This is a genomic window from Paraburkholderia sp. A3BS-1L (assembly GCF_051125215.1).
Taxonomy (GTDB): Bacteria; Pseudomonadota; Gammaproteobacteria; order Burkholderiales; family Burkholderiaceae; genus Paraburkholderia.
Genome location: NZ_CP120443.1, coordinates 2,062,205 through 2,088,207 on the forward strand (window position 1 = coordinate 2,062,205; position 26,003 = coordinate 2,088,207).

Annotated in this window: 37 protein-coding genes and 1 tRNA gene; 14 read left to right on the plus strand and 24 right to left on the minus strand. The window is 62.3% G+C overall.

All coding sequences use genetic code 11. From position 1 onward, the window contains the following. Positions 1 to 5 precede the first annotated feature (5 nt). The 14 genes from P5W99_RS24545 to P5W99_RS24610 all read right to left on the minus strand — a co-directional run bounded on the left by P5W99_RS24545 (position 6) and on the right by P5W99_RS24610 (position 5,670). Entirely contained in the window at positions 6 to 566 is a 561-nt protein-coding gene (locus tag P5W99_RS24545) for a hypothetical protein (RefSeq protein WP_434663496.1), read from the minus strand. A 29-nt stretch (positions 567 to 595) separates the two neighbouring features. Then, positions 596 to 850 carry a hypothetical protein gene (locus tag P5W99_RS24550; protein WP_434663498.1) on the minus strand — a complete coding sequence of 85 codons (255 nt, stop codon included), beginning with the start codon at positions 848 to 850 and terminating at the stop codon, positions 596 to 598. Next, positions 850 to 1,101 (minus strand): phage portal protein, encoded by a 252-nt coding sequence (locus P5W99_RS24555; RefSeq protein ID WP_434663501.1) that lies wholly within the window; start codon positions 1,099 to 1,101, stop codon positions 850 to 852. Before P5W99_RS24555 ends, P5W99_RS24550 begins: the two co-directional genes overlap by 1 nt. Continuing rightward, complete coding sequence (locus P5W99_RS24560) at positions 1,098 to 1,421, minus strand: hypothetical protein (protein WP_434663504.1); 324 nt, start codon at positions 1,419 to 1,421, stop codon at positions 1,098 to 1,100. Before P5W99_RS24560 ends, P5W99_RS24555 begins: the two co-directional genes overlap by 4 nt. Continuing rightward, positions 1,418 to 1,753, minus strand: coding sequence for a hypothetical protein (locus tag P5W99_RS24565; protein WP_434663505.1), 336 nt, complete (start codon positions 1,751 to 1,753; stop codon positions 1,418 to 1,420). The genes P5W99_RS24560 and P5W99_RS24565 overlap by 4 nt, the downstream gene beginning before the upstream one ends. Continuing rightward, positions 1,741 to 2,178 carry a hypothetical protein gene (locus tag P5W99_RS24570; RefSeq protein ID WP_434664482.1) on the minus strand — a complete coding sequence of 146 codons (438 nt, stop codon included), beginning with the start codon at positions 2,176 to 2,178 and terminating at the stop codon, positions 1,741 to 1,743. Before P5W99_RS24570 ends, P5W99_RS24565 begins: the two co-directional genes overlap by 13 nt. Further along, positions 2,175 to 2,711: a hypothetical protein gene (locus P5W99_RS24575; protein ID WP_434663507.1), complete on the minus strand. Its 537-nt coding sequence runs from the start codon at positions 2,709 to 2,711 to the stop codon at positions 2,175 to 2,177. Before P5W99_RS24575 ends, P5W99_RS24570 begins: the two co-directional genes overlap by 4 nt. Before the next feature lie 26 nt (positions 2,712 to 2,737). Beyond that, the gene (locus P5W99_RS24580; RefSeq protein ID WP_434663510.1) at positions 2,738 to 3,151 is read right to left on the minus strand and encodes a DUF1064 domain-containing protein; all 414 of its coding nucleotides are present in this window, start codon (positions 3,149 to 3,151) and stop codon (positions 2,738 to 2,740) included. A 139-nt stretch (positions 3,152 to 3,290) separates the two neighbouring features. Continuing rightward, entirely contained in the window at positions 3,291 to 4,346 is a 1,056-nt protein-coding gene (locus tag P5W99_RS24585; RefSeq protein WP_434663513.1) for a helix-turn-helix domain-containing protein, read from the minus strand. Continuing rightward, positions 4,303 to 4,464 (minus strand): hypothetical protein, encoded by a 162-nt coding sequence (locus tag P5W99_RS24590; protein ID WP_434663516.1) that lies wholly within the window; start codon positions 4,462 to 4,464, stop codon positions 4,303 to 4,305. Before P5W99_RS24590 ends, P5W99_RS24585 begins: the two co-directional genes overlap by 44 nt. After that, entirely contained in the window at positions 4,461 to 4,733 is a 273-nt protein-coding gene (locus tag P5W99_RS24595) for a hypothetical protein (protein WP_434663517.1), read from the minus strand. The genes P5W99_RS24590 and P5W99_RS24595 overlap by 4 nt, the downstream gene beginning before the upstream one ends. 109 nt (positions 4,734 to 4,842) lie before the next feature. Beyond that, the gene (locus tag P5W99_RS24600) at positions 4,843 to 5,043 is read right to left on the minus strand and encodes a hypothetical protein (protein WP_434663518.1); all 201 of its coding nucleotides are present in this window, start codon (positions 5,041 to 5,043) and stop codon (positions 4,843 to 4,845) included. Beyond that, on the minus strand, positions 5,040 to 5,264 hold the full coding sequence (locus tag P5W99_RS24605) for a hypothetical protein (RefSeq protein ID WP_434663520.1): 225 nt from the start codon (positions 5,262 to 5,264) through the stop codon (positions 5,040 to 5,042). The genes P5W99_RS24600 and P5W99_RS24605 overlap by 4 nt, the downstream gene beginning before the upstream one ends. An 82-nt stretch (positions 5,265 to 5,346) precedes the next feature. After that, positions 5,347 to 5,670, minus strand: coding sequence for a transcriptional regulator (locus tag P5W99_RS24610; RefSeq protein ID WP_434663523.1), 324 nt, complete (start codon positions 5,668 to 5,670; stop codon positions 5,347 to 5,349). Positions 5,671 to 5,784: 114 nt separating this feature from the next. On the opposite strand from P5W99_RS24610, the gene P5W99_RS24615 reads away from it, so the two are divergent. Together P5W99_RS24615 and P5W99_RS24620 are read left to right on the plus strand one after the other, a co-directional pair. Beyond that, complete coding sequence (locus P5W99_RS24615) at positions 5,785 to 6,705, plus strand: helix-turn-helix domain-containing protein (RefSeq protein ID WP_434663526.1); 921 nt, start codon at positions 5,785 to 5,787, stop codon at positions 6,703 to 6,705. A 431-nt stretch (positions 6,706 to 7,136) separates the two neighbouring features. Further along, positions 7,137 to 7,595: a hypothetical protein gene (locus P5W99_RS24620; protein ID WP_434663528.1), complete on the plus strand. Its 459-nt coding sequence runs from the start codon at positions 7,137 to 7,139 to the stop codon at positions 7,593 to 7,595. Positions 7,596 to 7,692: 97 nt separating this feature from the next. Here the strand turns inward: P5W99_RS24620 and P5W99_RS24625 are convergent, their stop codons facing one another. Then, entirely contained in the window at positions 7,693 to 7,881 is a 189-nt protein-coding gene (locus tag P5W99_RS24625) for a hypothetical protein (protein WP_434663530.1), read from the minus strand. A 39-nt stretch (positions 7,882 to 7,920) separates the two neighbouring features. On the opposite strand from P5W99_RS24625, the gene P5W99_RS24630 reads away from it, so the two are divergent. After that, positions 7,921 to 8,085 carry a hypothetical protein gene (locus P5W99_RS24630; RefSeq protein ID WP_434663531.1) on the plus strand — a complete coding sequence of 55 codons (165 nt, stop codon included), beginning with the start codon at positions 7,921 to 7,923 and terminating at the stop codon, positions 8,083 to 8,085. A 5-nt stretch (positions 8,086 to 8,090) separates the two neighbouring features. Next, positions 8,091 to 8,381 carry a hypothetical protein gene (locus P5W99_RS24635; RefSeq protein WP_434663533.1) on the plus strand — a complete coding sequence of 97 codons (291 nt, stop codon included), beginning with the start codon at positions 8,091 to 8,093 and terminating at the stop codon, positions 8,379 to 8,381. Positions 8,382 to 8,518: 137 nt separating this feature from the next. Here P5W99_RS24635 and P5W99_RS24640 read toward each other — a convergent pair whose 3' ends face one another. Beyond that, entirely contained in the window at positions 8,519 to 8,752 is a 234-nt protein-coding gene (locus P5W99_RS24640; protein ID WP_434663534.1) for a hypothetical protein, read from the minus strand. A 1,010-nt stretch (positions 8,753 to 9,762) separates the two neighbouring features. On the opposite strand from P5W99_RS24640, the gene P5W99_RS24645 reads away from it, so the two are divergent. The 8 genes from P5W99_RS24645 (at position 9,763) to P5W99_RS24680 (ending at position 15,363) form a co-directional block, all read left to right on the plus strand. Continuing rightward, a complete protein-coding gene (locus P5W99_RS24645; protein ID WP_434663537.1) occupies positions 9,763 to 10,686 on the plus strand; it encodes a hypothetical protein in 924 nt (307 codons plus the stop codon). Between the two features lie 449 nt (positions 10,687 to 11,135). Beyond that, entirely contained in the window at positions 11,136 to 12,308 is a 1,173-nt protein-coding gene (locus P5W99_RS24650; protein ID WP_434663539.1) for a hypothetical protein, read from the plus strand. Then, on the plus strand, positions 12,308 to 12,571 hold the full coding sequence (locus P5W99_RS24655; protein ID WP_434663541.1) for a hypothetical protein: 264 nt from the start codon (positions 12,308 to 12,310) through the stop codon (positions 12,569 to 12,571). Before P5W99_RS24650 ends, P5W99_RS24655 begins: the two co-directional genes overlap by 1 nt. Before the next feature lie 224 nt (positions 12,572 to 12,795). After that, positions 12,796 to 13,161 (plus strand): hypothetical protein, encoded by a 366-nt coding sequence (locus P5W99_RS24660; protein WP_434663544.1) that lies wholly within the window; start codon positions 12,796 to 12,798, stop codon positions 13,159 to 13,161. Between the two features lie 230 nt (positions 13,162 to 13,391). Continuing rightward, positions 13,392 to 13,514, plus strand: a complete 123-nt coding sequence (locus tag P5W99_RS24665) for a hypothetical protein (protein ID WP_434663546.1) — start codon at positions 13,392 to 13,394, stop codon at positions 13,512 to 13,514. Next, a complete protein-coding gene (locus P5W99_RS24670; RefSeq protein WP_434663549.1) occupies positions 13,511 to 14,053 on the plus strand; it encodes a DUF1643 domain-containing protein in 543 nt (180 codons plus the stop codon). Before P5W99_RS24665 ends, P5W99_RS24670 begins: the two co-directional genes overlap by 4 nt. Continuing rightward, the gene (locus tag P5W99_RS24675; protein WP_434663552.1) at positions 14,053 to 14,289 is read left to right on the plus strand and encodes a DUF4224 domain-containing protein; all 237 of its coding nucleotides are present in this window, start codon (positions 14,053 to 14,055) and stop codon (positions 14,287 to 14,289) included. Before P5W99_RS24670 ends, P5W99_RS24675 begins: the two co-directional genes overlap by 1 nt. A 21-nt stretch (positions 14,290 to 14,310) precedes the next feature. Then, positions 14,311 to 15,363 carry a tyrosine-type recombinase/integrase gene (locus tag P5W99_RS24680; protein ID WP_434663555.1) on the plus strand — a complete coding sequence of 351 codons (1,053 nt, stop codon included), beginning with the start codon at positions 14,311 to 14,313 and terminating at the stop codon, positions 15,361 to 15,363. Positions 15,364 to 15,416: 53 nt separating this feature from the next. Here the strand turns inward: P5W99_RS24680 and P5W99_RS24685 are convergent, their stop codons facing one another. The 3 genes from P5W99_RS24685 to rpoD all read right to left on the minus strand — a co-directional run bounded on the left by P5W99_RS24685 (position 15,417) and on the right by rpoD (position 18,969). Continuing rightward, a complete protein-coding gene (locus P5W99_RS24685) occupies positions 15,417 to 16,175 on the minus strand; it encodes a hypothetical protein (protein WP_434663558.1) in 759 nt (252 codons plus the stop codon). A gap of 321 nt (positions 16,176 to 16,496) precedes the next feature. Beyond that, positions 16,497 to 16,584 (minus strand) — tRNA-Ile (locus P5W99_RS24690). Positions 16,585 to 16,710: 126 nt separating this feature from the next. Continuing rightward, a complete protein-coding gene (rpoD, locus tag P5W99_RS24695; RefSeq protein ID WP_421025948.1) occupies positions 16,711 to 18,969 on the minus strand; it encodes an RNA polymerase sigma factor RpoD in 2,259 nt (752 codons plus the stop codon). A 46-nt stretch (positions 18,970 to 19,015) separates the two neighbouring features. Between rpoD and P5W99_RS24700 the strand changes: the two genes are divergently transcribed. After that, positions 19,016 to 19,204 carry a hypothetical protein gene (locus P5W99_RS24700; protein ID WP_421025949.1) on the plus strand — a complete coding sequence of 63 codons (189 nt, stop codon included), beginning with the start codon at positions 19,016 to 19,018 and terminating at the stop codon, positions 19,202 to 19,204. 36 nt (positions 19,205 to 19,240) lie between these two features. Here P5W99_RS24700 and dnaG read toward each other — a convergent pair whose 3' ends face one another. The 5 genes from dnaG to P5W99_RS24725 form a co-directional block, all read right to left on the minus strand. Then, a complete protein-coding gene (gene dnaG, locus P5W99_RS24705) occupies positions 19,241 to 21,139 on the minus strand; it encodes a DNA primase (RefSeq protein ID WP_421025950.1) in 1,899 nt (632 codons plus the stop codon). 109 nt (positions 21,140 to 21,248) lie between these two features. Then, positions 21,249 to 21,695, minus strand: coding sequence for a GatB/YqeY domain-containing protein (locus tag P5W99_RS24710; protein WP_413188047.1), 447 nt, complete (start codon positions 21,693 to 21,695; stop codon positions 21,249 to 21,251). A gap of 286 nt (positions 21,696 to 21,981) precedes the next feature. Further along, a complete protein-coding gene (gene rpsU, locus P5W99_RS24715; protein ID WP_035531398.1) occupies positions 21,982 to 22,194 on the minus strand; it encodes a 30S ribosomal protein S21 in 213 nt (70 codons plus the stop codon). A gap of 216 nt (positions 22,195 to 22,410) precedes the next feature. Beyond that, entirely contained in the window at positions 22,411 to 23,394 is a 984-nt protein-coding gene (locus P5W99_RS24720; RefSeq protein ID WP_421025951.1) for a universal stress protein, read from the minus strand. Between the two features lie 136 nt (positions 23,395 to 23,530). After that, complete coding sequence (locus P5W99_RS24725) at positions 23,531 to 24,757, minus strand: NAD(P)/FAD-dependent oxidoreductase (protein ID WP_421025952.1); 1,227 nt, start codon at positions 24,755 to 24,757, stop codon at positions 23,531 to 23,533. Positions 24,758 to 24,959: 202 nt separating this feature from the next. Here P5W99_RS24725 and tsaD point away from each other — a divergent pair, with 202 nt between their 5' ends. Beyond that, a complete protein-coding gene (tsaD, locus tag P5W99_RS24730; RefSeq protein ID WP_421025953.1) occupies positions 24,960 to 25,988 on the plus strand; it encodes a tRNA (adenosine(37)-N6)-threonylcarbamoyltransferase complex transferase subunit TsaD in 1,029 nt (342 codons plus the stop codon). The last annotated feature ends 15 nt before the right edge of the window (positions 25,989 to 26,003 follow it).

Consider the following 26,003-nt stretch of genomic DNA (forward strand, 5'->3'; position numbering starts at 1 on the left):
CCCCCTCAAGCCGGCGACATGATCCTGATCAGATGGCGGGCGACGAGAAGAGGAAGCAGGCATTCCTTCGCAGCCTGATACGTTGCATGCTGGTCGCCCGCGCGCCCGCTCGCCCAAACGGAGCGGCCGCATTCCTTGTTGCGCATGCTCACCGAAATTGCCGCGCGCTGGTCAGGCGCAAGGCGGTCCACACAGAGCTGGACCTGCTCGGACTGCTTATCGTCCGCCCATTGATATGCGTCTTCGTCTTCCTCTTCCGCGCTCGCCGGCGTGACATAGCCGCGGCACGTACGGTCCTCTGGGCGGTAGTAATGCGCTAGCGTCTCAGCGTGCGACTGGCGAATCTGCCAGCGATACCAGGTCAGCAGGATCTCTTCGATTTGTTGGCTCTGTTCTGGCGTCATTTTCATCCTGTCAACATATTTTCTGCACCGCCGCATCTCATAGACATCCAGTGCGGCTTTCTGGACGCCCCTCAAACACACGAACTTCGTTGCGCCAGCGAACCGGTTGCGCTCGAGTTGCGCGCAGCCGAGGCAGGTGCGCTCCTGGCGCTCTTCGAGCACGATCGCCGGATCGCGGAAATCGCCTCTCCTCATACGCACCCCGCCGACGCCCGATATTTCGCGTAAGGCGCGATCACGCGGCTTTTGAATCGCGCCTTGGCCACGGGATCGTGATCGAGCAGCGCGCGGCTCTCGACACCCGCGGCGCGCCGCATGAATGCAGCCGCGTCAGCCGGCGAGCGCGCGGGCTGGCCGATCGCGCTGAGCCATTCGAGGAATGCTGGTTCGTTCGCCCACCGGCCGGCGAGTTTCGCGAGCGCTCCGCCCTTCACGTGGGCCTGCATCACATCACCACCGTGAAGTGGATACCGTGCTCGGTGAACCAATCGTCGAGCGCATGCCGCAGTTCCGCCAAGCGCGGCCATGAGAACTCGACCTGCACGCGGCCTCCGCTCGTCACTTCGATCTGGCCAGTCAGCGGGCAGCCGGCAAGCGAAATCAGTTTCGCGCCGGTTTCGCCCTCAATGCGTTGGCGGCTTGATTCGATCAGCACATCTGGAATGTCTGCGTACCGGATATATGCGTGTGCGCTCATACCACCCCCATCTTCCATTCACGATCACCGCTAGCGAGGAACGGCGCCAGCGACTTTCTGTTGTCTTCGAGCATTGCGACGCACCAGGCGCGCTCACCATCGATGAGTCGCCCCGTTTCGCGCATGTGGCGCCGAAACAGCTCTGGCACGAACGCGCGCACCAACACGCGGTCTTGCGCAATCACGCCCTTGAACTCCGAGCGACGCAGACCATCGACCATCGTCTCAACGAGCTGCTCGACCTCGCCGACGGCTGATCGTCCCTTGATGCTGAAGACGCCGATCGTCGGCATCTTGACCTGCAGGCGGATGGGCTTCATGCGGGCACCTCGGCACGCCATTCGTTGTCGCCGCTCGCGAGGAACGGCCGGAATGCTGCATCATTGAGCGCAACCAGCGCATCCAGCCATGCCAGATCAGCCGACACCCATTGCGAGCGCTTCACGAAACTCCGATAGCCGCTCGGCACTCGCGCGAGCACGTGAACGATGTACTCGTTGCCAAGCGGATCCTTGGCGCGGCAGCGACGGAACCCGAACACCAACATGCGAATTTGCTGCTTGATGCGCCCGCTGATAAACCGGCCATTCGACCAGCGCTTGCTCATTGCCGCCGGCATTGGAAGATTCACTTCGATCTCTACTGGCTGCATTCACCCTCCGCATTACCCATCTTTCGCGCGCGCCGCGGCTGCCAGCGCGCGAGTGCGGCATCGAATACCGCGCATTTCTCCGCCCACGGCGCCGGCCCAAAATCGAGCCAGTAATGACAAGCTGCGCAGCCCGGCACCGTGAATTCGTGATCCGCCTTTCGCGCGCCGGCCTTTCCATGTTTCGCCTGGTTGCTATGGCAATCGACTACCGTTGGATCCGCCCAATCTGTCCACGGGCATTTGACGTTCAGGTAGCACGGCTCGCCTCGGCACGCCGCCAGATAGTTCGATCCTTCCGCCGCCGTCGGCTTCTTGACGCGGCGCTTCATCGTCGAGCGCTGCTTCAGCGTGGACGCCGTCGGTGAGGTTTTCCAGGAGCCGCGCGACATCGGCTTCTTGCGCGGGCCGAATCCCGAACGCTTCAAGCCGCCACCCTCCCAACGCTCACCATGCTGTGCATCGCGCTCACGACCGTCTGGTCTGCGGATGGCCACCATGCGCCCGCCAATTGCTCGGGCCGCTCGCGCTTGATACGAGAAGTCGAGCCGGCGGTCTTCGCTTTCGGCGCGCGCGGAAACAGCTTGCGTGCGAGCGTCGGGGCCATCGGCAGCGGCTTTGGCACGTCTTCGCCCTCACCCCAGACGTAGACGCGCTCGCTGTAGGGCTCGCGGTATTCCGGGATGTGCATGGCGCGCTCTTCATGCAGGATCGACGACTGAGCGCGAGCGGTCTTGATCGAAAATCCGGTTGCTGCTGCGATCTCTGCGACGGAGCGGCGCTTCCCGTCGGACATCAATGCGATGATCATTCCCCGGCATGACGTGTCTGGGCGCACCTGCTTCACCAGCTTCAGGCGATCCGCCATCTTGTAGACCGAGAGGGTCGTTCTGCCGGGGAGCCGATGCAGCTGCTTCGCTAGGGCATCAGGCGATGCCCAGATCTCCCGCACGATTGCCATTTCGGCTTCCGTCCAATGCGATGCCATCAGAATTCCTCCACCTGCCAGCCGCCGCCGGCCTTCTTGGTTTTCGCCGTCACGGCGATGAATCGAACCGGGTGTTGATAGGCCGCGACCTTGATCTTTACGCGGGCGTCGTCCTGCCAGTGGCCCTTGACCTCGTGGCATTCGAGGCGCCCGTCGGCGAGCATCACGGCGAAGTCGGGTGTGTAGAACGTGCTGTCGGCCAGCCGGAACTTCCACGCCTCGAAGCCGTACCAGGCGATCTCGCCCGCCTGCTTGCGTTGCTCGAGGTGCTTGGCGTAGCGCTGCTCGGTCTGGTTCATGGCGCCAGCCTTCAGCCGGCCGAGCGCCTGCACCGCCCTTTTCGCTGCCGCACGCGCCGCCTCGTTCCACTCTTCCGGCGTTGCGTTATCGATGCTCATTGCTTCGGCGTCCATTTGATTGGGTTGAGGGTGCATGCCTGATGACCGGGGGCGAATACGTATTCGGGTTTCAGCGCGCAGTTCCGATAGCCAAGCCGATACATCTTTTCGTGGCCGGGCTTCGTCGTCGCATGGACGCAGTCGCGGCAAGCGCTCATGCGGCCTCCGCGTTGCCGTTCTTGTCGCGCGGGATGTCGTTGAAGTAGGCGTACAGGGCCTCGTAGCGCTCCTCACTCTCGCGGCCAACGGTGCGGAGCATGTCCTCCATCCACTCCCCCGGGCCCGCGGCCTTGAACACCTTCGCCTTGAACTGCTCGAGGACCTGATTCGGCTTGCGCTCGATGCCGAGCTGCTGAGCGCGCGCAACGATGCCGCTCTCGGTCTTCCACCAGTCGGCCGCAATGGCAGCCCCTTGCGTCGCGCCCGCCGCCATCGACTCCGCCTTGACGGGAAACAGGCCAGTCCAGCCACGCAGCACGGCCTCTTCGACGGTTGCCTCTGGGCTCTGGCCGCTAGCGAGCAGCAGTTCGAGCTTCTTGATCGACACCCTGGCCGCAGGGCGCGTCCACGGAGCGTCCTTGTGCTTCGCCTCGCGGTGCTCGCACCACATGTCCCAAACCTCGAACGGAATCGACGGGGGAAGCTCGATGTTCAGAAGTTCGGCATGCAACGCAACTCGCGGCGCACGCCGCGCGGGTTGATGGTTCTCTGATGGTTCTGATGGTTCATGGTGAATCGGGTGCAACCCATTGCACCCTTTCGCGTCACCCATTGCACCCTTTACGCCGTTCGTTGCACCCTTTTTGCTGCCCGTTGCACCCTTTTTAATGGGTGCATTCTTTGCACCCTTTGGGGAAACGGAAATGGGTGCAATCTCTGCACCGTTTATCCATTCCGGGCTGATTCGATATTCACAGGCACGGCCACGGCCGCCGCCGGCATTTGCAACCAGGATCAACCACCCGCGCTTCACCATGTTCTGGATCTGGTACTGCACGGCACGCGGCGAGCGACGCGTCTTTTCCGCCATCGTTTCGATGCTCGGGAAAATGTGCTCGCCGTTGTCGTCGCAGAAGTCAGCAAGCTTTAGCGCGAGCAGAAGCTCGTGATCCTCGCCGGGGTAGCGATCCCAAACCATCGTTTGGATCTTGATGCTCATGCTGTCCTCAGTGACCGCAAGGAATCGAACCGTCGAGGTGCTGCTTCGCACCGCACGAGAGGCAAGTGAGTTGCTCGGATTCGAGCGCGCTCCAGCCTGCGATCTCGATTTCGAAGCGGTCTTCTGACGTGTCGCGTGCGACCGCCAGGACGTGATGGTTGTCGTTCATGCAGTCTTCCGACGAACGGGGTTGATGGTGATGCCGCTGATGCGACACTTGCGCTCCGGTCCGTACTCGAGGACGCCGTCCGCGCGCATCTTGTTCAGACGGGCGGAAATGGAGCTTTTTTGGAATCCCGTCATTTCGACCAGCTCACACATCGAGTAGTCGTGACCGGGCTGGATCGCGTCATAGATCACGCCGCGTTGTGTCGCCGCAACTGCGGGAACGCGCTCGTGAAATGCAGCGACGGCAGTTTCCTGCTGAGCGATTTTCAATTGATCGACCTCCTGTAGGAGTCCTAATCGGAAACAGGAAGTGGCTCATTGGAACCACCTCTTGTTACTGATCAGCTTCGATCAAAGCAGGCCGACGGCTGCGTGCGGCCTACTCTTTCCCTGCCTGTCCCTTTTTGGGCCGCGTTTCGAATGCCACGACAAGGGGGTGAAGTGCACCGTAGGCGCCCTTCAGCACGTGATAACCCAGCAATTCGGGCGTCGAAACACCCTCGACTGCTGCACGCACCGCCAGATCAGCCGCCTCCGGTGCCGGAAGCTCAACAAAAAGGCTGGTCTTGCGATCCGTCATGCGGCCACCATCGTCCCGTTCTGGGCCGTGTTGGCACTGCGCTCAAGCAGGTTCACTGGCAAATTTCCAACCGTGCCAAACAACAAAAGGTCTGTGATGCGTGCCAATGCAGCCGAGTCGCTTTCGATCCCATGCAACGCCTTGAATGCCTGCATTCCCTCGTACGCGCGGTCCGACAACCGCGTCTTCACCTCATTGCGGTACTCCGTGCGACGTGACATGTTTCTCTCCTTTCTTGCTGTCAAAACTATGAGCGTTGAACTGCCGGATAGCCGACGGCCCGACGCTCACCCCGAGGGCAAATCAGGCACTGATGCTTGCGCCCGCGCGCGCTTGCTTCGTGCCTTTGTTGATGCCGCCGACCGGCGGCTGAACGTCGTCGGATGCGTCCGGCGAATTGGGCTCGGTCAGCTCAGGCCAGATCGACTTCCAGTCTTCAGGCCGAAGCATCTGGCGCGTCACGACACCGCGCGTCGCCGCTTCGATCGGTGCGCAATGCTCGATCGGCACTCGGCGCCCAGCTTGCATCCACTGATGCACGGCACCCTTGGTGACGCCGAGGATTTCCGCCAGTGCACGGTAGCTGCCTACAATGGCTGCGGCGGTCTCGATGGGATGCTTGCTCATGCGGAGGGTCGCTAAATGGTTGCGGTCGGCCCAAGTATAGATTCCCTAGACCTCAAAAGTAAAGAAAATCTAGATACAGCCCGTTTAGATTTCCTATACCCTCCGCGCATGGAAATGAAACTCTGGATCCGCGCCGCCCGGAAGAAAGCCGCCCTAACACAGGAGCAGCTCGGGGAAAAGCTCGGAGTAACGAAAGGAAACGTGTCTGCTTGGGAAAATGGGCGGCACGAACCCAGCTATGCTCAGATCCAAGAGATGGCCGTTCTGGCAAACCTTCCGCTCCCCGAGACCGAGGGGACGTCCAGAGCCGCGCCCATGCTCGGAAGGCCTATTCGCGGACGCTTAGAGGAGATGCTCCAGGAGAATGGCCTGGATACCCGGGCCTTCGCGGAACGTCTGAAGTTGCCTGCCGAGCGCGTTGAAGGATGGCTGCAGAACGGGGTAGCGAGCGTCGAAGACGCTGTGGCGATCCAAAACGAATTCGGCTACAGCGTGGCCTGGATTCTCGCCGGCATTGGCGAAAAGAAAGCCGTCCCTCAACATCCCGAGGAAGAGAGCCCGGCGCCCGAAGGCGATCCGCGAGCGATTTCGGCATACAGCCATGACTACCAGCCTAAGCCGGTGGGCAAATGGCGACGACTGGCAGTGGTGGGAATGGCGCAACTTGGGGATAACGGCTTCTGGGCAGACATCGAATATGCCGTCGGTCATGGGGACGGGTATGTGGATTGGCCGACAGCGGACCCCGATGCATACGCCCTTCAGTGCGAGGGAGAATCAATGCTCCCACGTATTAGACCAGGCGAGTTTGTAATCATCGAGCCGAACCAGCCGATCCAGCCGGGCGACGAAGTGATGGTCAGGTCGACGGATGGTCGCGTCATGGTCAAAGAATTCCTCTACAAGGCCAATGGGCGGTGCCATCTCGCATCCGTCAATGCGTCGCATGGCCGGATCTCGATCCCCGTCGACGAAATTGAAAAAATGCATTACGTCGGCGGCATCGCCAAGCCTTCGAAGTGGCGACCCGACTAACGGCAGTGCCGACTGAGCCCCCTCCCTAAAAGCCCGCTTGAGCGGGCTTTTTCTTTGGCTGTTGTTACAAATTCGTCGTATAGATTTTCTTGACTTCTGAAGTCATGTTTTTCTATACTTCTCTCAAGCGCTCCCCGAGAGCGTCCAGCGTCAGAAGTGGGCTAAGCGGAGAGCATTGCCGCGCAGTGCTCTGTACTTAGCCCACCTCTCACCACATCCCGCTTGATCGCTGGAGTGAGAGATGAATGCTCGAAAAGCCCTTCGTCGTGCAGCTGCCAAGTCCCTCGATGGACACTGCCGCTTTGTCGCGCACGTTGGCCCTTCCGTAGTAGTCCTCACCCTCAGAGATCTCGCTATGTGCCCTCGGGCACGAATCTATGCGGCTTTTGCGAGTGGCAAGCTCGTCGCGCCGCGTGGTCTGGAGAGCTGAGATGTCTACCAATCAACAACAGCAGCCGGCCGCCCGGTACGGCTACGCGCGCAGCGAAGACTCGGAACGCTGGGGCGGCAATGAAGACTCGATCACTGGCGCGATCCTCGAAGCGCTCACGCGCGATGACATCGAATCGCCTGCGCCGGTGTTCGTCTGCGAGTGTGAGGCGCCCAGCATCGGATACGACACGCTCGCGGAGATCGTGATCGAAAACGCCGAGGAGCAGCTTTACGACGAGGTTGGCGAAGTAGCCGACACGCTGGGCCCGTTCGAAAAGGACGAAGTCGACGAGCTCGCAGCGCTCATTAAGAGCTGGTTCGACAAGCGCGGCGCGATCTCGTGCTGGAAAGCAGTGAACATCAAGCGCTATGCGCGAGGCGATGCTGAATACGATGCAGCGCTCGAGCGACTCGTCGCGGCCCAGAAGGCATTCGCTGACTTCACTGGTACCGTATGAACCGCGCCGCTTGCGACAACGAACTGCTCGCTTATGGCTGCCGTCCAGTCAACACGCGCACGCGCCGTGGCATCGAAGCGGCCGCATGGATTCTGGCTTATGGCGCCGCAATCGCTGCGATCTGGTACGGCGCCGTCGCAGCGCGCGCAAACGGGTGGCTGTAATGAAAACGCTCAAGCTCGTCGCCCGCCTCTGCATCGCTGGTGCCGTCGCAATCGCCCTGCTCGCTTTGCAGGCTCAGATGCACGAGCGCGAAGCGGCTTTTGAGGCCCACTGCAGCAAGCATCGCTGCACCTGATCCCGTAAAAGCTCACCGGAGATTCTGATGTTCATCTGCTTAGTAGTCCTGCTTGTATCAATTGCTGGCTTCTCAGCCGGTTTCATCGCGGGGTCTGCGTGGGCCGCGATCGGGATGATGGACAAGCGCCAGCGCGAGATTGCCGAGAGCGTGGGCGCTGATGTCGCGCCCTACCCGCGCGCGTGGGACTGACTCCGATGCGCTGCCACGTCCGCTGCCGCCACTGCGCCACGCGCCGCTGCCTGAAGCGAAAGCTGTCCGAGTACCTGCGGGTGCCTGCTTGTGAAGTCTGCGGCCAGCGCAACTGGCGCGTAGACCGCTGGATGAATCGCCGCAACACGACGCGCGTGACGTGCACGTGCGCCGGCTACTGGTTTCCGCACCGCCAGGGCTCGCTGTTTTGCTGGCAGCGCGCCGATGGCACGCAACGCTATCCCGGCGATCCGGATTTCGCGGATCGCGAATACGGCGGCCTCGCAGCTGCGTAGAACAGGTTCCACGGCGCAGGGAGGCTCCTTCGCTGTGGCGTGTTTGGCCGGCGCCCGTATGGGCCGGTCCTTTTTAAAGGACAACGCAAGTGAAAATTCTCAGGTCGCCTCGTCCAGGATCGCAACCGAACGTGGACTCAGTTGTCGGGACCAAGGATCACATCGATTGCTGCCTGACCAGCAATCTCGCCAATGAGGTAAGCCCATCTTTGGCTGAAGGGACCGCGGCGGACGTTGACGACTGCGCCGTCCACACTCAAGCGACCTATGTTATGTCCAGTGATCTGGAACGTAACGCTATACATGTCTTCTGCTACGGGGCTAAGCGTGATGTGGATTTCGAAACCGCGATAGGTGACTACTCGATTCATGACCGCCTTTTCAAGGATGCGGGAAACGGAGGCTGGCTAGCGAAGATGCCGGAAGCCCCGCAATTTAATCGCGCTGCCAATGGCAAACCGACAGCTCTTGAACGCAGCATCGAATGCGGCGTCGGAGCTACAAAATGGTCCATGCGTGCCGCGCGGGTCTGCTTGAACACTGCCGTTGCTCAAAAATTCTCTATATGTGATCGGCTCAATAATGTAGTACTCCAACCCGCCAGTAGGACAAGGCCTGCTTTCGACTGCCACTCTCATTTGCCAGCCGTTGAAAGTTTCAAGTCGCGTTTCCATAGATCCTCCCAGGGAGAATTGGGAAGACGATCGCGAGATCGAAAGTACGATTCCCGGCCTGATAGTGCGCCGAATGCTGCGCATGCACAAGACATATGTGTGAAGCGTGAAAGCCGAGGTCCAGGCATGCCAAAGAGGACCTTACCGGCAGTCGCGGCGACCGTGACTGCAGCCTGTAACCCCGCTTGTTGCCAGTTCACGTCTGAGCTGCCTTCCTTTTCGAATCGGCCGATGACTGCAGCTTTATCAATGTCGCGTAAGCTGCTGCCGCCTCATCATTTCATCTGCGATGCAATGTCTGCAGTCGCTGAAGGCTGCTTCGAACGCCTCCTCCACGTCATTAAAAGCGCCACCGGCATGGCCGTGCATGTGCGGTCGTCGAGGAGTGAGAGAGGGTTGATCGGTGTACCCATAGGGCAAAACGATGTAGTACTTCCGCCGACCCATTCCGTCAATTCGAGCCTCGGTCGTAGCCGTCATAAGCCAACCTTCAAAAATCTCGGTACGCGTTTCCATGGATCAGCCCCTTTGTGCGCGGAAAGTCCGTCGAGCACCCGAAAGCCCGTTTACAGAATTCATCCTGCGCCCGACGGCGTTCTTCTGCAAGTGAATTCGAGCCAACGGAATCAGGCGTCGCCATGCCAGTGAGAGCGCTTGCCGCATCGCTCGCAGTCGCGGCTACTGTGACTGCTGCGTGCCTCTCGATCATGGCTGGCTGGCAGCGTGGCGGGCTCCTCGCCGAGCGCGTGCTGTGGATCGCCGTCGGCGTCGTGCTGGTCGTCGCGGCGCATCTGCTGCCCGCGCTGGTCCGCCCGCACGGTTTGCGTGTGCGCGCCGCCGGCGCCCTGCTCTGGATAGGCTGCATCGCCGCGACGTGCTACGGCCATGCCGTCTTCTTTCTGATGGCGCAGAAGCATGCGGGTGAACTGCGCGCCGCCGCGGTGCCGGCAGTCACGGCAAAGGGACGCGGTCTGGCCGAGATCGCACGTGACCGTGCGGACGCACTAACGCGACTGGCCCGCACCAATGCGCGTCGCTGCGTCGAGCCGTGCCCGGTCCTGCGCGTCGAGCGCATCGCCCTCGCCGCCAAGCTCGAAGCGCTCGACGCCGAGAAAGCTGACGCGCTCCGCGTCGAGGCCGCGCAGGACCGCGCCAGCGCCGCGCGCGCCGCCGCGCTGGCTGATCCGGTAACGGGCGCGCTGACCGCCTTCGGACTGCCCGCCGCCCGTGCCGACCTCTTCGCCGGGCTCGCCTTCGCAGGAGTGCTTGAGGCTGTCGCCTGCTTCGCCTGGCTGCTCGCGCTGCGCCCCGCTGCCGTGACTGAAATCCCGGTAACCCCCGCCACACAGGGCAGTCACGCCGAAGTAGTAACGCCAGTCACGCCCGAAAGTAACGCCGTCGCGCCGGTCGTAACGGTCACACCGCCAGTTGCGGATACCGCCGCCGAGCCCGCGCCGATGCTCCGCTTGCCCGTAGTCGAGCAGACCGACGACGTGACGCGAGTCATGACCGCAGTAGCAGCCGGCCAGTTGCGCCCGACCGTGATCGAAATCCGCAAGTTTCTGGGCTGCTCGCAGTCACGCGCCGCAGCAGTCCGGAAGCAGCTTGAACCCTCAACCCTTCAATCGTGAGATGAGCATGCGCAACGCGCCATCCACTCAGATCGAAGGCGGCGGCAAGTTACCGCGAGTCGTTGCTTGCGGACCGAGCGCGCACTTCTTCCAAGTGAATAAATACCTTGGCTACATCGAAGCAGAGGTCGGCGACCTCCCTCTCCGAGAGTTCAGTGGATTTAATACTTTCTGGCGCGCCCCACTGAGCAGGCGACAGTACACCCTCAGTGAGCGGACTAGTGGGAATCACCTTCCACTGGGCCGACGTTCCGCCATCAGGGAGCTCCGCGCCTGTCACCTCGATAAAGAAGCTTCCGAACAACTCTACACGTCTCCACATGACGCACCCCAATTAACTTGTCCGACGATTTCAGTATGAGCGCAATCGTCGGCCGCTGCTACATATCCACGCAGCAGCGCACCGATCCCTGACCCATCACGTAGCCGCCTAACGAATCGAGGAAACGATGGATACTAAACAAGCACTCGCCACGGCGCGCGCCGCGCTCTACGGCATCGCAAAAACCTACGACGACACCGAACTGCGCCAGCGCGCCAACGAGGCGTACGAATCGACTAGCACCGCTCTCGCCCATTCCGATGCAGCGGGAGCGCCGACCGTGCCGCAAGCAGTACTCGACGCGCTGCGCTTCTATGGGCGCGGCTACCACTACAACATCGACGAGGACCAGCAGCAGTTCGACACCGTGAGTGGCGAGCCGCAGAACTGGCTTTTCAGCGAGCGCGATGACGACTGCACCATGATCGAGGACGGCAGCATTGCTAGGGCCGCTCTGTGCGGCTGCGCCCAGGGCTTCGAAGAACCGCCCGAACCGCTCGAAGGCGAAGTGCTTCTCGCCGCTCCCGTCGCCCCTGCTGCGCCGAAAGACATGCTGCCGAACGCGCTATGGACGCGCCATGGCTCGGGCGGCTCGTTCGAGTGGTGGTCGTTCAAGGGCTATGAGGCCCGCAAGGATAGTGCCGACCAGTGGGTGCTCCGCAAAGCAGGCGAGGAACTGTATCGGCACACGTACCTGCAAGTCGTCATGGCGCACGCCGAGCGCGCCATCCTTGCCACCGCTCCTGACAGTACCGTCGCCCCTGCTGCGGTAGCGCCGACTAACGCTGCCCACGTAATGCGCCGCATCCGCCGCTGCGAGAACGAGACGGCCGCGCAACTCGTGCTGGAGCACTTCGCCCGCGAGCACTCCCGCAGAGCGCTTGAGGAGGCAGCACGCCTGGTGGAACTCAACGGGTACGACGGCGCAGCAGTCGACATCCGCGCGCTGTTCGCCGCCCCTACGCCTACCGTCGCCGCAGATGCGGCAGCGCCTAGCGAGCGGCCCGACGTGAAGCCATTGAATGGAATCCCTGCGACGCTTCAGCATGACGAAGGCGCAATTGCCCGTTGCTCCTACCGCGGCAGGTATTCGCTCGACCCTAAGACATTGAGCGACCGTCAGCCGAAATGCGACTGCGGCGAGCGGTATGGATGGCGCGGCAGTTTCAAGAAGCCTGACCATGACGCGAAATGGAGCGGATCAGCACCGCAGGCAGCGCAGCCCGTCGATCCGTTTCGCCAGCGCGTCGAGCGCCTTTTGGTCGAGCTCCACAACGAGGACCGCCTGAGCGAAGGCTAGTGCGCGATGCGGAAGATACGGCCCGTCTCGACTGGATGATCGAGCCGCATGTATGGGTGCAATGGACGACACGGAACGACTCGATACGGCAATGCCAGATCTACGACCAGGAAGAAACCGTGAAGTACTCCATCCGGTCTGGCGAGAATCGCTATTTCAACACGCCGCGCGAAGCCATCGATGCCGCCCGCAAAGGTAACAACTCTGCGTTCGACGGCAACCAAACGAGCAGAAGAAGATGGATTCAGCAGTGGAGAAGGTAATCGACACCACCCGCAAATATTGGCGCATCTGACCGGGCACCAAGACAAGGGCTGGCATGTGTTCTCAGCACGCTCAAGGTGATCGCCGACGTCACGATACGGGTCATGCGAGACGCGGGTTGCGCGGCGTTGCGGACAACGTACACCCGGAGACTCGGGCTAGATGGTGCGCGTCGGAATGTCAAGAACGCGAGTTTGAAAATTCAATCTGGCGCGGTTTCTGTATGAAAAAAAAATGGAAAAGGATTAGGATGAATTCAAGGCGCAACGATTTTCAGCCGCTGAAACAAAGCGCGACCCATCTCTCAGTGTCCAGCCGGAAGATGGGCCGCGCTTCCTATAACTCCCCGCAAGGAGCCATACATGGGCGCCGTGTTGTGCTGGGCGATGTCGTCGATTTATTTCGCGGCATCATTGGTGTACGCCCTCAAGGCGTACTTCAACCTTTAACCAACCGGCCCGCTTTCGAGCGGGCCACACAAGACGCTCACTACCAGACTACCACCGATAATCGGCGAGTCAATAAAAACCCGCCATCATCCGCGGCTTCTGCCCGGCAGATCGCGGATGCATTGTTGCGCCCCTGCTAACCGTACTTTCACCTGAAACGGATGAAGAACGGCAAAGGTCGACTTGCGCTCCCTCAGGAACGCGAATCAAATTGGAGCAACAATGGCAGTCAATACAAAATCGCGCAAACCTCCCTACTGGTCGTGTGCTGAATCTGGAGAAAGGTCGATCACGAAGCGCCGCAACCTCATGAGGACCGGCACGATGATCCTCGCCGAGATAGAGCGCATCGAACGCTCAGGAGGCTCCGATGCTCGCTGATCTCATGCTCGTTACCTACTGGTTCTCTGTAGCTTCCTTTTTTCAGAAGGCGTGGGAAATGGCTGCGCCGGTGTGGGCGGCGGGCGCCGATCGCGCGGGAGGTGAAGCATGAGCGCAATCATCAGCCAGTGCGGCCAGTACCGCTATCGCCTCGACCGCGAGGTGCCGCGCGATCGGCCCGTGAACGGCTCTCTCGTGTTCGCCTACTTCGGCGTCAACCCTAGCACCGCCAATGCGTCGATCGACGATGCCACCGTGCGTAAGTGGCGCGGCTTTGGCAAGCGCTGGGGCGCGACCCGATTCATTGTCGGCAACGCGTTCGCGTATCGCGCCACCGATGTCCGCGCGCTCTCTACCGTGCAGGCTGTCGGCCCCGAGAATGACCGCTACCTCGCGGAGATCATCGCCGAGGCGGACATCCTGGTGCCGTGCTGGGGCGACCGTGGCAAGGTGCCGGCCCACCTGCGCAATCGCTTCGATGCCGTGCTAGCTGCGCTGAGCGCGAGTGGCAAGCCCGTCGTGACGTTCGGATTGACGAAGGGTGGCGATCCGAAACACCCGCTCATGCTTAGCTACGAAACGCAGCTTATCCCTTGGAGAGCGGAAGGTAACCGCGCACCCATAGACGTGCACCAACAGGAGGGAAGCTGATGATCGCATCGATGTTCCTGACGCCTGAAGAGGTCTGTGAGCTCACGGGCGTGCGCGTCGGTCGCGCCGGCAAGACGCGAGAGCAACTTCAAGTCGCATGGTTGCGCACGTCGGGGATCCCGTTTTGGACCAATGCCCGGGGGCGCCCGATCATTGCGCGTGCCGCGATCGAGGGACAGCGCGCCACCGAGCAACCGCGCCAAAAGTGGCAACCAAATTTCTCGGTATCGGGGTGACGAATGGGCAGAAGACCAACGGTGAATCTCCACTTGCCGCGCCGCATGCGCGCGCGGCGCCGCGGCAAGATCACATACTACTTCTACGACTGGGGCGGCAAGCCCCGGCGTGAAGAGTCACTTGGTACGGACTACATAAAGGCCGTAAGCCGGTGGGCTGAGATCGAGCAGGACCAGACGCCGCGCGAGGCGGTTGCAACTTTCGGCGCCGCGGTGACCGCATATCTGCGCGACGTGTTCCCCCTTAAAGCGCCGCGCACGCAGATCGACAACGAAAAGGAGCTCGCCTTCCTTCGCAAGGTGTTCGTCGACTCTGCGCCGCTCGAGGACATCGAGCCGCAGCACGTGAAGCAGTACATGCGCTGGCGCCACGAGGTTGCCGTCGACTGGTTCAGGAAGAAGGGGCAGCAAGTGCCGCAGAACGCCGGGCACGTACGCGCAAACCGGGAGATTGCGCTGTTCAGCCATATCTTCAACCACGCCCGGGAGATCGGGCTGACGAGCGCGCCGAACCCGTGCGCGGGCGTGCGCAAAAACTCGGAGAGTGGGCGCGACGTCTACGTCGAGGATGACGTGTTCCAGCGCGTGTATGCCTGCGCAGACCAGCCGACGCGAGATGCAATGGACCTCGCCTATCTTGCCGGCCAGCGCCCGCAGGACACACTCAGCTATGACGAGCGGGACATTCGTGATGGCTTCATAGCCATCGGCCAGGGTAAGACCGGGCAGAAGCTGCGCATCGAGGTGGTGGGCGAGCTGAAGGATGTCATCGACCGGATTCGAGCGCGGAAAGTCGGGCTCAAGGTGGTGAGCACGGCACTCGTCATCAACGAGAAGGGCGAGCGGATGACGCTCGGTACCCTGCAGAAGAGATTCAGCGCGGCACGGGCGCGCGCGGGTGTCCCGGTCGGTGATTTCCAGTTCCGCGATCTTCGCGCGAAGGCTGGCACGGATAAGACGGATTCGTCGGGCGATATTCGCCAGGCACAGCGGCAACTGGGCCACAAATCACTAACGATGACCGAGCACTACGTGCGGAAAAGGCGAGGGGAAAAGGTGGGGCCCACGCGATAGGCTGGCACCCAGCATATCGATTGCAGTCGCAGGGAGGTAACACACTTCTTCGGCTACGGTCTTCCGCCACTTCGCTTGTTGGGCTTCACCCACTCAATTGTGTACTCCCAGCCCGGGTCGGGGTCGCACAGTTGGTAGCTGTATGATCGCGTGACGGCGTCAAAATTGACCGTCCCCAGATCCTCAACGGAAGCAGTTGGCTTCAGTAGTGAGCGGCGAGTAATCGTTGCAGCCTTACCATTCTGGGTCTTAGTCGCATGCAGCAACTCCACCCGAAAATTGAGTAGGCGCAACGGTTGCTCAACCTTCATGCTCAGAAAAGGCGACGACTTCTGATCGGAATCATCGATTTCCATGCGCATATGCAGGACTTCAACGTCGTTGAACATGCGCACCCGGGGAAAGGTCAACGTGACCTCTTTCGTTGTCTCACCGGGCAACGACCGAATCGCAGATACTGATTGAAGCTCAGACTTGATAACTGGATCCTTTGATCCAGACCAAAAGAAACGGTGGATGAACGTCTTTTGATAAGCAGTCTTTACTTGTATGTGACGAAATATTTCGTACGTGACGCGGCCGCCATCGGGCGTCGAAAACCTAACCAAGGCCGAGAGAGGAAGGTAGCCGTGTGGGTAGTGTTGTTTGGAAAGCCGATCGAATGCCTTGCGAATAAGCCACGCGGCGTAACCCATTGTGCATAGGAATGCAGTTAGAGCCACCCACTCCATCCACTTCTGATCGAGCAAACTACTTAAACTTATGCCTGCTATCCCCGCCAACGAGGCCATGTTGCCAATCAGCTGCCACATACACTCTTGATTGCGTTTTAATTGGTATGAAAACAATAAGGGCGCCGATGGCGCCCCTACGAAGTTCCAGTACGTGGGAAACGATTACGAAGCATCTCCACCCATATCACACCTCCGCTTCAATGTACTTACGCTAGATTCACAAGGACTGCGGACGCCGAAAAGCAATCGCAACATCACTGTCGAAATGATAAATCAACCGACTCGTCGATGTGATTGTGTTTGACTATCGAAAGCATAGCGCTATCAGCGGCACAGTATTTTTGCGGAAAACTCCAGTTTTTGCGGAAAAGTCAAGGGTGCAAAAACCGCTGAAACCCTTGGTGGGCCGGGTCGGGTTCGAACCGACGACGGGATTTCTCCGGCGGATTATGAGTCCGCTGCCTGCAACCAACACGGCGTCCGGCCCACGAAGCTACAACGAGGGGAAGTCAACAAAAAAGCCCGGTCTACACAGAGGCCGGGCTTTTCGACGGCAGGCCGACATACTACACGAACCGCTCCGGCCTGACCATCCTCACCTCTCAAACAAGCATCAGTTCCCTTCCAGGAACGACTTGAGCTTGTCCGAGCGGCTCGGGTGACGCAGCTTGCGCAGCGCCTTCGCCTCGATCTGACGAATCCGCTCGCGCGTGACGTCGAACTGCTTGCCGACCTCTTCGAGCGTGTGGTCCGTGCTCATCTCGATGCCGAAGCGCATGCGCAGCACCTTCGCCTCGCGCGGCGTGAGCGAGTCGAGCACGTCCTTCACCACGTCGCGCATCGAGGCATGCAACGCAGCGTCCGCGGGCGCGACCGTGTTGTTGTCCTCGATGAAGTCGCCCAGATGCGAATCGTCATCGTCGCCGATCGGCGTTTCCATGGAGATCGGCTCCTTCGCGATCTTCATGATCTTGCGGATCTTGTCCTCCGGCATTTCCATCTTCTCGGCGAGCGTGGCCGGATCCGGTTCGAGGCCGGTTTCCTGCAGGATCTGCCGCGAAATACGGTTCATCTTGTTGATCGTCTCGATCATGTGAACCGGAATGCGGATCGTGCGCGCCTGGTCCGCAATCGAGCGCGTGATGGCCTGGCGAATCCACCACGTTGCGTAGGTCGAGAACTTGTAGCCGCGCCGATATTCGAACTTGTCTACCGCCTTCATCAGGCCGATGTTGCCTTCCTGGATGAGGTCGAGGAACTGCAAACCGCGATTCGTGTACTTCTTCGCAATCGAGATCACCAGACGCAGGTTCGCCTCGGTCATCTCACGCTTGGCCTGGCGCGCCTTCAACTCGCCCGCCGCCATCTGGCGGTTGGTTTCCTTCAGGTCCTTCAGCGGCAGCACTACGCGCGCCTGCAAATCCAGCAGGCGCTGCTGCTGCTCGCGGATGGCCGGAATGTTGCGCGAGAGGATCGCGCTGTACGCGTGATTCTCGGCCACGATCTTGTCGGCCCATTCGAGGTCGGTTTCATTGCCTGGGAAGCGCGCGATGAACTCCGAGCGCGGCATGCCGCACTTGTCCACGACCGTGTGCAGGATCTGGCGCTCGACCTGACGCACTTCATCCACTTGCGCGCGCAACGTGTCGCACAGCCGCTCGACGGTACGCGCGGTGAAGCGGATCGACATCAGCTCGTTCTGGATCGTTTCCTGCGCCTTGAGGTAGGACTTCGACTTGTAGCCCTCCTTCTCGAACGCACGGCGCATCTTGTCGAACCACTCGCTGATGAGCGAAAACTTCTCGAGCGAGGCCCGCTTGAGCGCTTCGAGCTGTGCCGCGTTGGCCGTGGCCTGAGCCGTGCCGTCGTCCTCTTCTTCTTCCTCTTCTTCCTCTTCCTCTTCTTCGTCGTCTTCCGTCTCGTTCTCGATCTCTTCGGCTTCCTTCGCATTGAAGCCGTCGGTGTCCTCGGCGTTCGGATCGATCAGGCCGTCAACGAGCTCGTCCACGCGGCTCTCGTCGTTCGCGACGCGCTCGGCCATGGAGAGAATGTCGGCGATGGTGGTCGGGCAAGCGGAAATTGCCATCACCATGTGCATGAGGCCGTCTTCGATGCGCTTGGCGATTTCGATTTCGCCTTCGCGCGTGAGCAGCTCGACCGTGCCCATTTCACGCATGTACATGCGCACCGGGTCGGTCGTGCGGCCGAATTCGGAGTCGACGGTGGAGAGCGCGACCTCGGCTTCTTCCTCTACTTCGTCGTCCGAAGAAGCATTGGGCGCGTTGTCGTTCAGAAGCAGCGTTTCGGCATCGGGGGCCTGCTCGTAGACGGCCACGCCCATGTCGTTGAACGTGCTGATGATGCCTTCGATCGCCTCGGTCTCGGTGAAGTTGTCGGGGAGGTGATCGTTGATTTCGGCGTAGGTGAGGTAGCCGCGCTCCTTGCCAAGCTTGATGAGCGCGCGCAGCTTGTTGCGCCGCTCCTCGAGTTCCTCGACGGTGCCGGGCTGCGATGACGCGAATGCGTCTTTCAGCAGCGCCTTTTCCTTCGCTCGCCGGTCGCGCGCACGGGTGGTTTTCTCACCCTTGCCCGCGGTGGGCGTGCTTTCCTCGCTCTGGTTTGCGTCGTCATCGACGGACACTTCATTCAGCTTTTTCGTCATGGAGTTCGCCGTACCGGCTGTAGTCTCGACTCGCGGCTGTTGGACATCAGCCTCTTGAACCGTGGATACTGGAGCCTCGCGCTCTGCCGCATCGTCCGCAACGGCAGGCACTTGCCTTGCACTACTCGGACCACCGGACCGCTTCGTTGCCGGATGCGTAGAGGCTTTCGCCGCGCGTGCTGGCGCCGCTCGCGCGGCCGAAGCAGCCATTGCTTTCTTCCGGACAGCGGGAACTTCATGACTGGCGCTCGCCGCCTTGCGGCGCGAACTGGCGGATGGTGCATCTTGGGTCTTTGTGACCTTGCTGGTCGAATCCGTCGAACCCTTGCCTGTCGCCTTTTTTCCGCCTGTAGTCTTTGCCATTGCCATTCCGCCCTTGCTGGAAACCGTCCGGAAAAAACAAAACAAACAACAAAAACAAACCGCTGAAAACCTTTTATTGTAGCACGCAGGGTAACAATCGCCCGCGCGCGTTCCTCCTCTACAGCCCGAGCTGACGTTTCATGTCAGCCCGCGTCTGATTCAGTTTCACATATTCGGCTAGCTCCTCGGGCGTGTGGCGCGACTGCCGCGAAAGCACGTCCAGCCGCCCGCTGCAGGCGTCGAAGCGCATTTTCAGGATCGCCGCCGCCATCTCCTCGCCCACGAGCCGCTCCTGCTCGCGGCGCTCCTCCAGCACGGCGCCATCTTCTGGATTTTTCATCAGCAAATCCCGGACGTTTTCATCATAGTCCAGAATTTCGCGAAAAATCTCCTCGAAGGTGGGGGCGTTCGCACCGTTTCGCAACAGGTCCGAAAGCAACTGGAATTCGGCTGCGTCTCCCAGTGCACGCGCGTGCGTGGTCACCTCCTCGAACAGTTCGCCGTGCCGCGTGAGCCCGATGAGCGCCTGCTCGGCCTCTTCGTCGAGTTGCGCCACGATGCGCGGATGCATCACCAGGTTGCGCAGCGCCTTGCGCTCGATTCCGGTCACGAGGTGCCGGTCCTTGCGCGCGGGCGCCTGGCGCGCCGCCTGGGCAATGCGGGCGTCGACCTCGCAGAGCGCCGCGACTTCCTCGAACGGCACGTCGAGGCGGTCGGCGAACATGTGCATGATCTGGGCGCGCAGCGCATTCGCCGGTAGCGCCTGCAACAGCGGCTTCGCATCGAACAGCGCGCGGGCGCGCCCTTCGGGCTGGTCGAGTTCCTTGCCCACCAGCACTTCGTTCAGCATGAACTGCGAGAGCGGCATGGCCCGGTCGACCTGCTCCTTGAACGCCTCGGCGCCGTACTCGCGCACATAGCTGTCCGGGTCGTGCTCCGAGGGCAGGAACAGGAAGCGGATCGTGCGGTTGTCCGCCGCATGGGGCAGGCACGCATCTAGCGCACGCCGCGCCGCGCGACGGCCCGCCGCGTCGCCGTCGAAGCTGAAGATCACCGTGTCGGTCTGGCGCATCAACTTTTGCACGTGGATGGGCGTGCACGCGGTGCCCAGCGTCGCCACCGCGTTCTGGAATCCGAGTTGCGCGAGCGCCACCACGTCCATATACCCCTCGACCACCAGCACGTAGTGCTGTTCGCGAATCGCCAGACGCGCCTCGAACAGCCCGTACAGTTCGCTGCCCTTGTTAAATAGCGGCGTTTCCGGGGAATTCAAATACTTGGGCTCGCCGCCGTCGAGCACGCGCCCGCCAAAGCCGATCACCTGCCCCTTCACGTTGCGGATGGGGAACATGACGCGGTCGCGGAAACGGTCGTAGCGGCGCGCCTGGCCCTGCACATCCTGCTTTTCACTGACGATAACGAGGCCGGCTTCGACCAGCGCGTCGTCGCGATAATCGGTAAACGCGGATTCGAGGTTCTGCCATCCATCGGGCGCGTAACCGAGGCCGAAACGGGCCGCGACTTCGCCGGTGAGGCCGCGCTTTTTCAGGTACTGGATGGCGTTCGGTGCGCTGCGCAGCTGCTTGCGGTAATAGTCGCAAGCCGTCTGCATGAGGTCCGAGAGCGCAATGGAGACGGCCTTCGAGACACCTGGCGCGTAGCCGCCTGCCCCGCCGCTCGCGCCCCCTCCACTGCCGCCATAGGCGCCGCCACGCATTGGCGACGGTTCCTGGGGCACGCTGAGGCCGACCGACTGCGCGAGCTCGTTGACGGCCTCGGGAAACGTGAGGCCCGCATGCTCCATCAGAAAGCCGATGGCCGTGCCATGCGCGCCACAGCCGAAGCAGTGATAGAACTGCTTCGTTGGACTAACGGTAAAGGAAGGGCTCTTTTCGTTGTGAAACGGGCAGAGGCCCATGAAATTCGCGCCGCCCTTCTTGAGCTGCACGTAGCGCCCCACCACGTCGACGATATCGACGCGGTTGAGCAGATCCTGCAGGAACGAATGCGGAATCATCAGGGCTCGGTCGCTCGGGTAACAGGGGCTGGGCGCGCGCATTCGCGCGGCCTGCGGCAAACCTCGCAACGACGCACGGCAACAGCCGGCGCCGCGCGAGGCGCGGCCCTCACTTCGCGAGCGCGGCCTTGACGAGCCCGGACACCGCCGTCATGTCGGCACGTCCCGCCAGCTTGGGCTTGAGCACGCCCATCACCTTGCCCATGTCCTGCGGACCGCTCGCGCCCACCTGAGCGACCGCCGCCTGCACTTCGGCGGCGATTTCCGCCTCCGACAACTGCTCCGGCATATAGGCGGACAGGATTTGCAGCTCGGCGTTTTCCTTCTCGACGAGGTCCGCACGGCCTGCCGCGTCGAACTGGCTGATCGAGTCCTTGCGCTGCTTGATCATCTTGTCGACGACCGCCGTGATGCCGGCGTCGTCGAGCGTCACGCGCTCGTCGACTTCACGTTGCTTGATGGCGGCGAGCAGCAGACGAATCGTGGCGAGGCGTTCGCTTTCGCGCGCGCGCATCGCAGCCTTCATGTCGTCGTTGATCCGGTCTTTGAGACTCATTACTCACCTGAAATGCGTTGGGGTTGCACAATCCCCGGGAGAACCCCCGGGCAGCGCGGCCACCGCGCTCACCTATACGCCAAACCCTCGCACCGAAACATCACAAGAATGCAAAAACCCGCCTGGAAACGTTTCCAGGCGGGCAGGTGCGGGTTCGATACGGCTGCGGCCACACCAAATAGACAGCGCAGGCTTTGTTGCCGGTCCGGCCCGGGTTACCCCTGAACTGGCCGGCGGCAGTGCCGGCTGCTCGCGTGCCACGGGGTTGCACCATGGCACGTCGGAATCAGTACATTTTCTTCGGCAGCATCTGGCTGCGTATGCGCTTGAAGTGGCGCTTCACCGCCGCAGCCTTCTTGCGCTTGCGTTCAGCCGTCGGCTTTTCGTAAAACTCGCGCGCACGAAGCTCAGTCAGGAGACCATTCTTCTCGATCGTGCGCTTGAAGCGGCGCATGGCCACTTCAAAGGGTTCGTTTTCTTTTACGCGGATGGTCGTCATTTTCCAATAACGGATCGTGAGGTAAAGAGAATCAAGTATAGCAGTTCCATGTCGGGGGATCGCAGGCCGCCTCGGAGGAAAACCCGAACCCTTGCGGCCTGTTCCACCCGCACTCGCCGCTTCGTTTATGGCCCGTCAAGCAGCCTCTGGTGAAGCGAAATCCCAGTGTGCCCCAAGAACCGGATACGGGCGGCGAGTGTGGCCAGCCCCGGCGAATCAGCCTTCGCAAGGCCCGACCAGCAATAGCGGCAAATGCGTGACCTCGACGGCGCGCTGGGCCACGCTGCCGAGCAGCCAGCGCGCAACGCCCCGGCGGCCGTGCGTGCCCAGGACGACGAGATCGGCGTTCCACTCGTTCGCATCGCGCAGGACCGTGTGGGCGATGTCGTCGCGCATGAGGCCGGTCGCCACGAGCGCCGTTTCGCAGGTGCAGCCCGTCGGCTCGAGTCGCTTTTGCGCTGCCGCGAGCGCCCTGCGTCCGAGCCCGGTGAGCGCCTCTTCCAGCCCCGGAGCGGCCACCGGGCCGCCAGTCACGCTGCCGCGGTCAACCACGTAGATCGCGCGTAAGGCAATCTGCGGCTCGACGAGCCGCATGGCCGCCTCGATCGCCTGCGTGGAAGCCTCGCTGCCGTCCGTCGCCAGCAGCATGCGTGTAAAGCGCGGCTCGTCGCATGCCTCGTACTCCGCGGGCACCACCAGCAGCGGGCAAGGCGCCGACACGGCCAGCGCGGCCGACACCGAACCGTCGACCCAGCGTTTCACGCGCCCTTGATGACGGGCGCCGACCACCAGCAGGTCGGCGCGCCATTCGCTGGCCGCCGCGCTCAGCGCGTGCACGACCGCGCCGGACTCGCCGGTCAGATTGAGCACATGCCCCGAAACCGAGGCAACTTGTCCGTCGAACGCCGCCACCGCCTGCTCGAGCGTGTTCTCGGCCTCCTGCCGCAACTCGCGGCGCGCGGCGGCAAGCGACTCCCTCAACCAGGCATCGCCCGCGGTGTAGGCGCCGCCGGCCTGCCAGGAGCGCGGCTGCCCGGCGGCGCAGACGATGCGCACATCGGCGTCGCGCGGCGCTACGCGCGCAGCGAACCGCACCGCCTGCTTCGAAGCATTCGAGTCGTCGACGGCAATCATGATCCGCCGTAGCGGCACACCGTGCTGCGCCGGCTCCTGTTTCACCTGCTCTGCTTGCTGATTCACGTTTCACACCTCTCCACAATGGATCAATGTTCGAGCGTGAACCTCCTCAGCCGGCCGAACAATGACGAGCATCAACTCGTCGAGACTCGATGCGACGGGCCAGCCCAAAATCGCAACCGATCGATACGATTGGGCTTCAGGCCCTGGCCGCCACCGCCGTGAACTCCGCCGCAGCCTCGCCGGCGGCGACCCCCGAAGCCCATGCCCACTGGAAGTTGTAGCCGCCGAGCCAACCCGTCACGTCCACCGCTTCGCCCACGAAATACAGGCCCGGCACGCGCTGGCTCATCATCGTCGCGGAGGAGAGCTCGCGCGTGTCCACGCCGCCGCGCGTCACCTCGGCCTTCTTGTAACCCTCGGTGCCGGTTGGTGTGAGCGACCATTGCACAAGTCCCTCGCCGATGCGGCGCAACGTCTTGTCGGGCAGATCGGCAAGCCGCGCCTCGTGCGGCACCTGATGCGCCTCGAGCCAGGCATGCGCGAGACGCGTCGGCACCCACTCGGCCAGCAGATTGCCGATCTGGCGCTTCGTCGCGCCCTTCGCCTCGATCAGCGCATCGCTTGCGGATCGCTCGGGTAGCAGATTCACGCGAATGGGCTGCCCTGGCTGCCAGTAGCTCGAAATCTGCAGCACGCCGGGGCCGGAAAGACCCCGGTGCGTGAACAGCAGATCCTCGTCGAAAGCCCCGGCGCTCTTGCGCTCGCCGGTTGCCACGTGCACTTCGAGCGAGACGCCCGCGAGCGACACGTAGGGCGCCCAGTCCTGCGGCGCGAACGTGAGCGGCACCAGCGCGGGGCGCATATCGACGAGCTTGTGGCCGAACTGCTTCGCAACGCGGTAGGCGAAATCGGTGGCGCCGATCTTCGGAATCGACAACCCGCCCGTGGCAATCACCAGCGCTTTCGCGCGAATCTCGCCCTGCGGCGTGCCGAGCGTGAAGCCCGCGCCGTCGGCATGGCTCACCGCCTCGACGGGCAGCGGACGCCGCCACGCCACACTGCCGGCATCGCATTCGGCGCGCAGCACGTCGATGATCGCCTCGCTCGACTGGTCGCAAAAGAGCTGGCCCTTGTGCTTCTCGTGCCACGTCACACGATGCTGGCGCAGCAGCGCGAGGAAGTCGCGCGGCGTATAGCGCGCAAGCGCCGAGCGGCAAAAATTCGGGTTGTTCGAGAGATAGTTAGCGGGGCTCGCATGCAGATTCGTGAAGTTGCAGCGTCCACCGCCCGAGATGCGGATTTTTTCCGCAAGGCGCGGGGCGTGATCGATCAGCGCCACGCGGCGGCCCTGTTGGCCGGCTACCGCCGCGCACATCATGCCGGCCGCGCCTGCGCCGATCACGGCGATGTCGAAAGATTCCATGGCGCGCATTCTACCCGCGCCGGACGCGGCGATGGCGCCCCGGCGGCGCCGAAGCGGCGGCAAGAGAGTGCGCCCGCGCGCCGGATGCCGTCAAACGGGTCGTGCCCGCACTGCTATACTTTTAGACTTGCCTATCACTTTGATCTAGCGACGGTTTTCGCCCGGACAGCCGTGTCCCGGCAGGGCCGCCGCCCGCCATACCATGCTTGTTCTCGGCATCGAAAGCTCCTGCGACGAAACCGGCCTCGCGCTCTACGACAGCGAGCGCGGCCTGCTCGCCCACGCGCTGCATTCGCAGATCGCCATGCACCGCGAGTACGGCGGCGTCGTGCCCGAGCTCGCGTCGCGCGACCATATCCGCCGCGCGCTGCCGCTGCTCGAGGAAGTGCTCGCGAAAAGCGGCGCGGCGCGCAGCGACATCGACGCCATCGCGTTCACCCAGGGGCCGGGGCTCGCCGGCGCGCTGCTGGTAGGCGCGAGCATCGCCAACGCGCTCGCCATGGCGTGGAACCGACCGACCGTCGGCATCCACCATCTCGAAGGGCATCTGCTCTCGCCGCTGCTCGTCGACGCGCCGCCACCCTTCCCCTTCGTCGCGCTGCTCGTCTCGGGCGGCCACACGCAGCTCATGCGCGTGACCGACGTGGGCGTCTACGAGACGCTCGGCGAAACGCTCGACGACGCCGCGGGCGAAGCCTTCGACAAGACCGCCAAGCTGCTCGGCCTCGGCTATCCGGGCGGGCCGGAAGTCTCGCGCCTCGCCGAGTTCGGCACGCCAGGCGCCGTCGAGCTGCCGCGTCCGATGCTGCATTCGGGCGACCTCGATTTCAGCTTCAGCGGCCTGAAGACCGCCGTGCTTACGCAGGTGAAGAAGCTCGGCACGAACATCTGCGAGCAAGGCAAGGCCGACATCGCGCGCGGTTTCGTCGATGCTGCCGTCGAGGTGCTCGCCGCCAAATCGATCGCCGCGCTCAAGCGCACGCAAATGAAGCGCCTCGTGGTCGCAGGCGGTGTGGGCGCGAACAAGCAGCTACGCGAAACGCTTTCGGCCGCGGCGCAAAAGCGCGGCTTCGAAGTCCATTACCCCGATCTTTCACTGTGCACCGACAACGGCGCGATGATCGCGCTCGCGGGTGCGCTGCGCCTCGCGCGCTGGCCCGAGCAAGCCACGCGGGACTACGCGTTCACGGTGAAGCCGCGCTGGGACCTCGCGTCGCTCGCGCAGCAATAGCGGAACGCTTGCGCA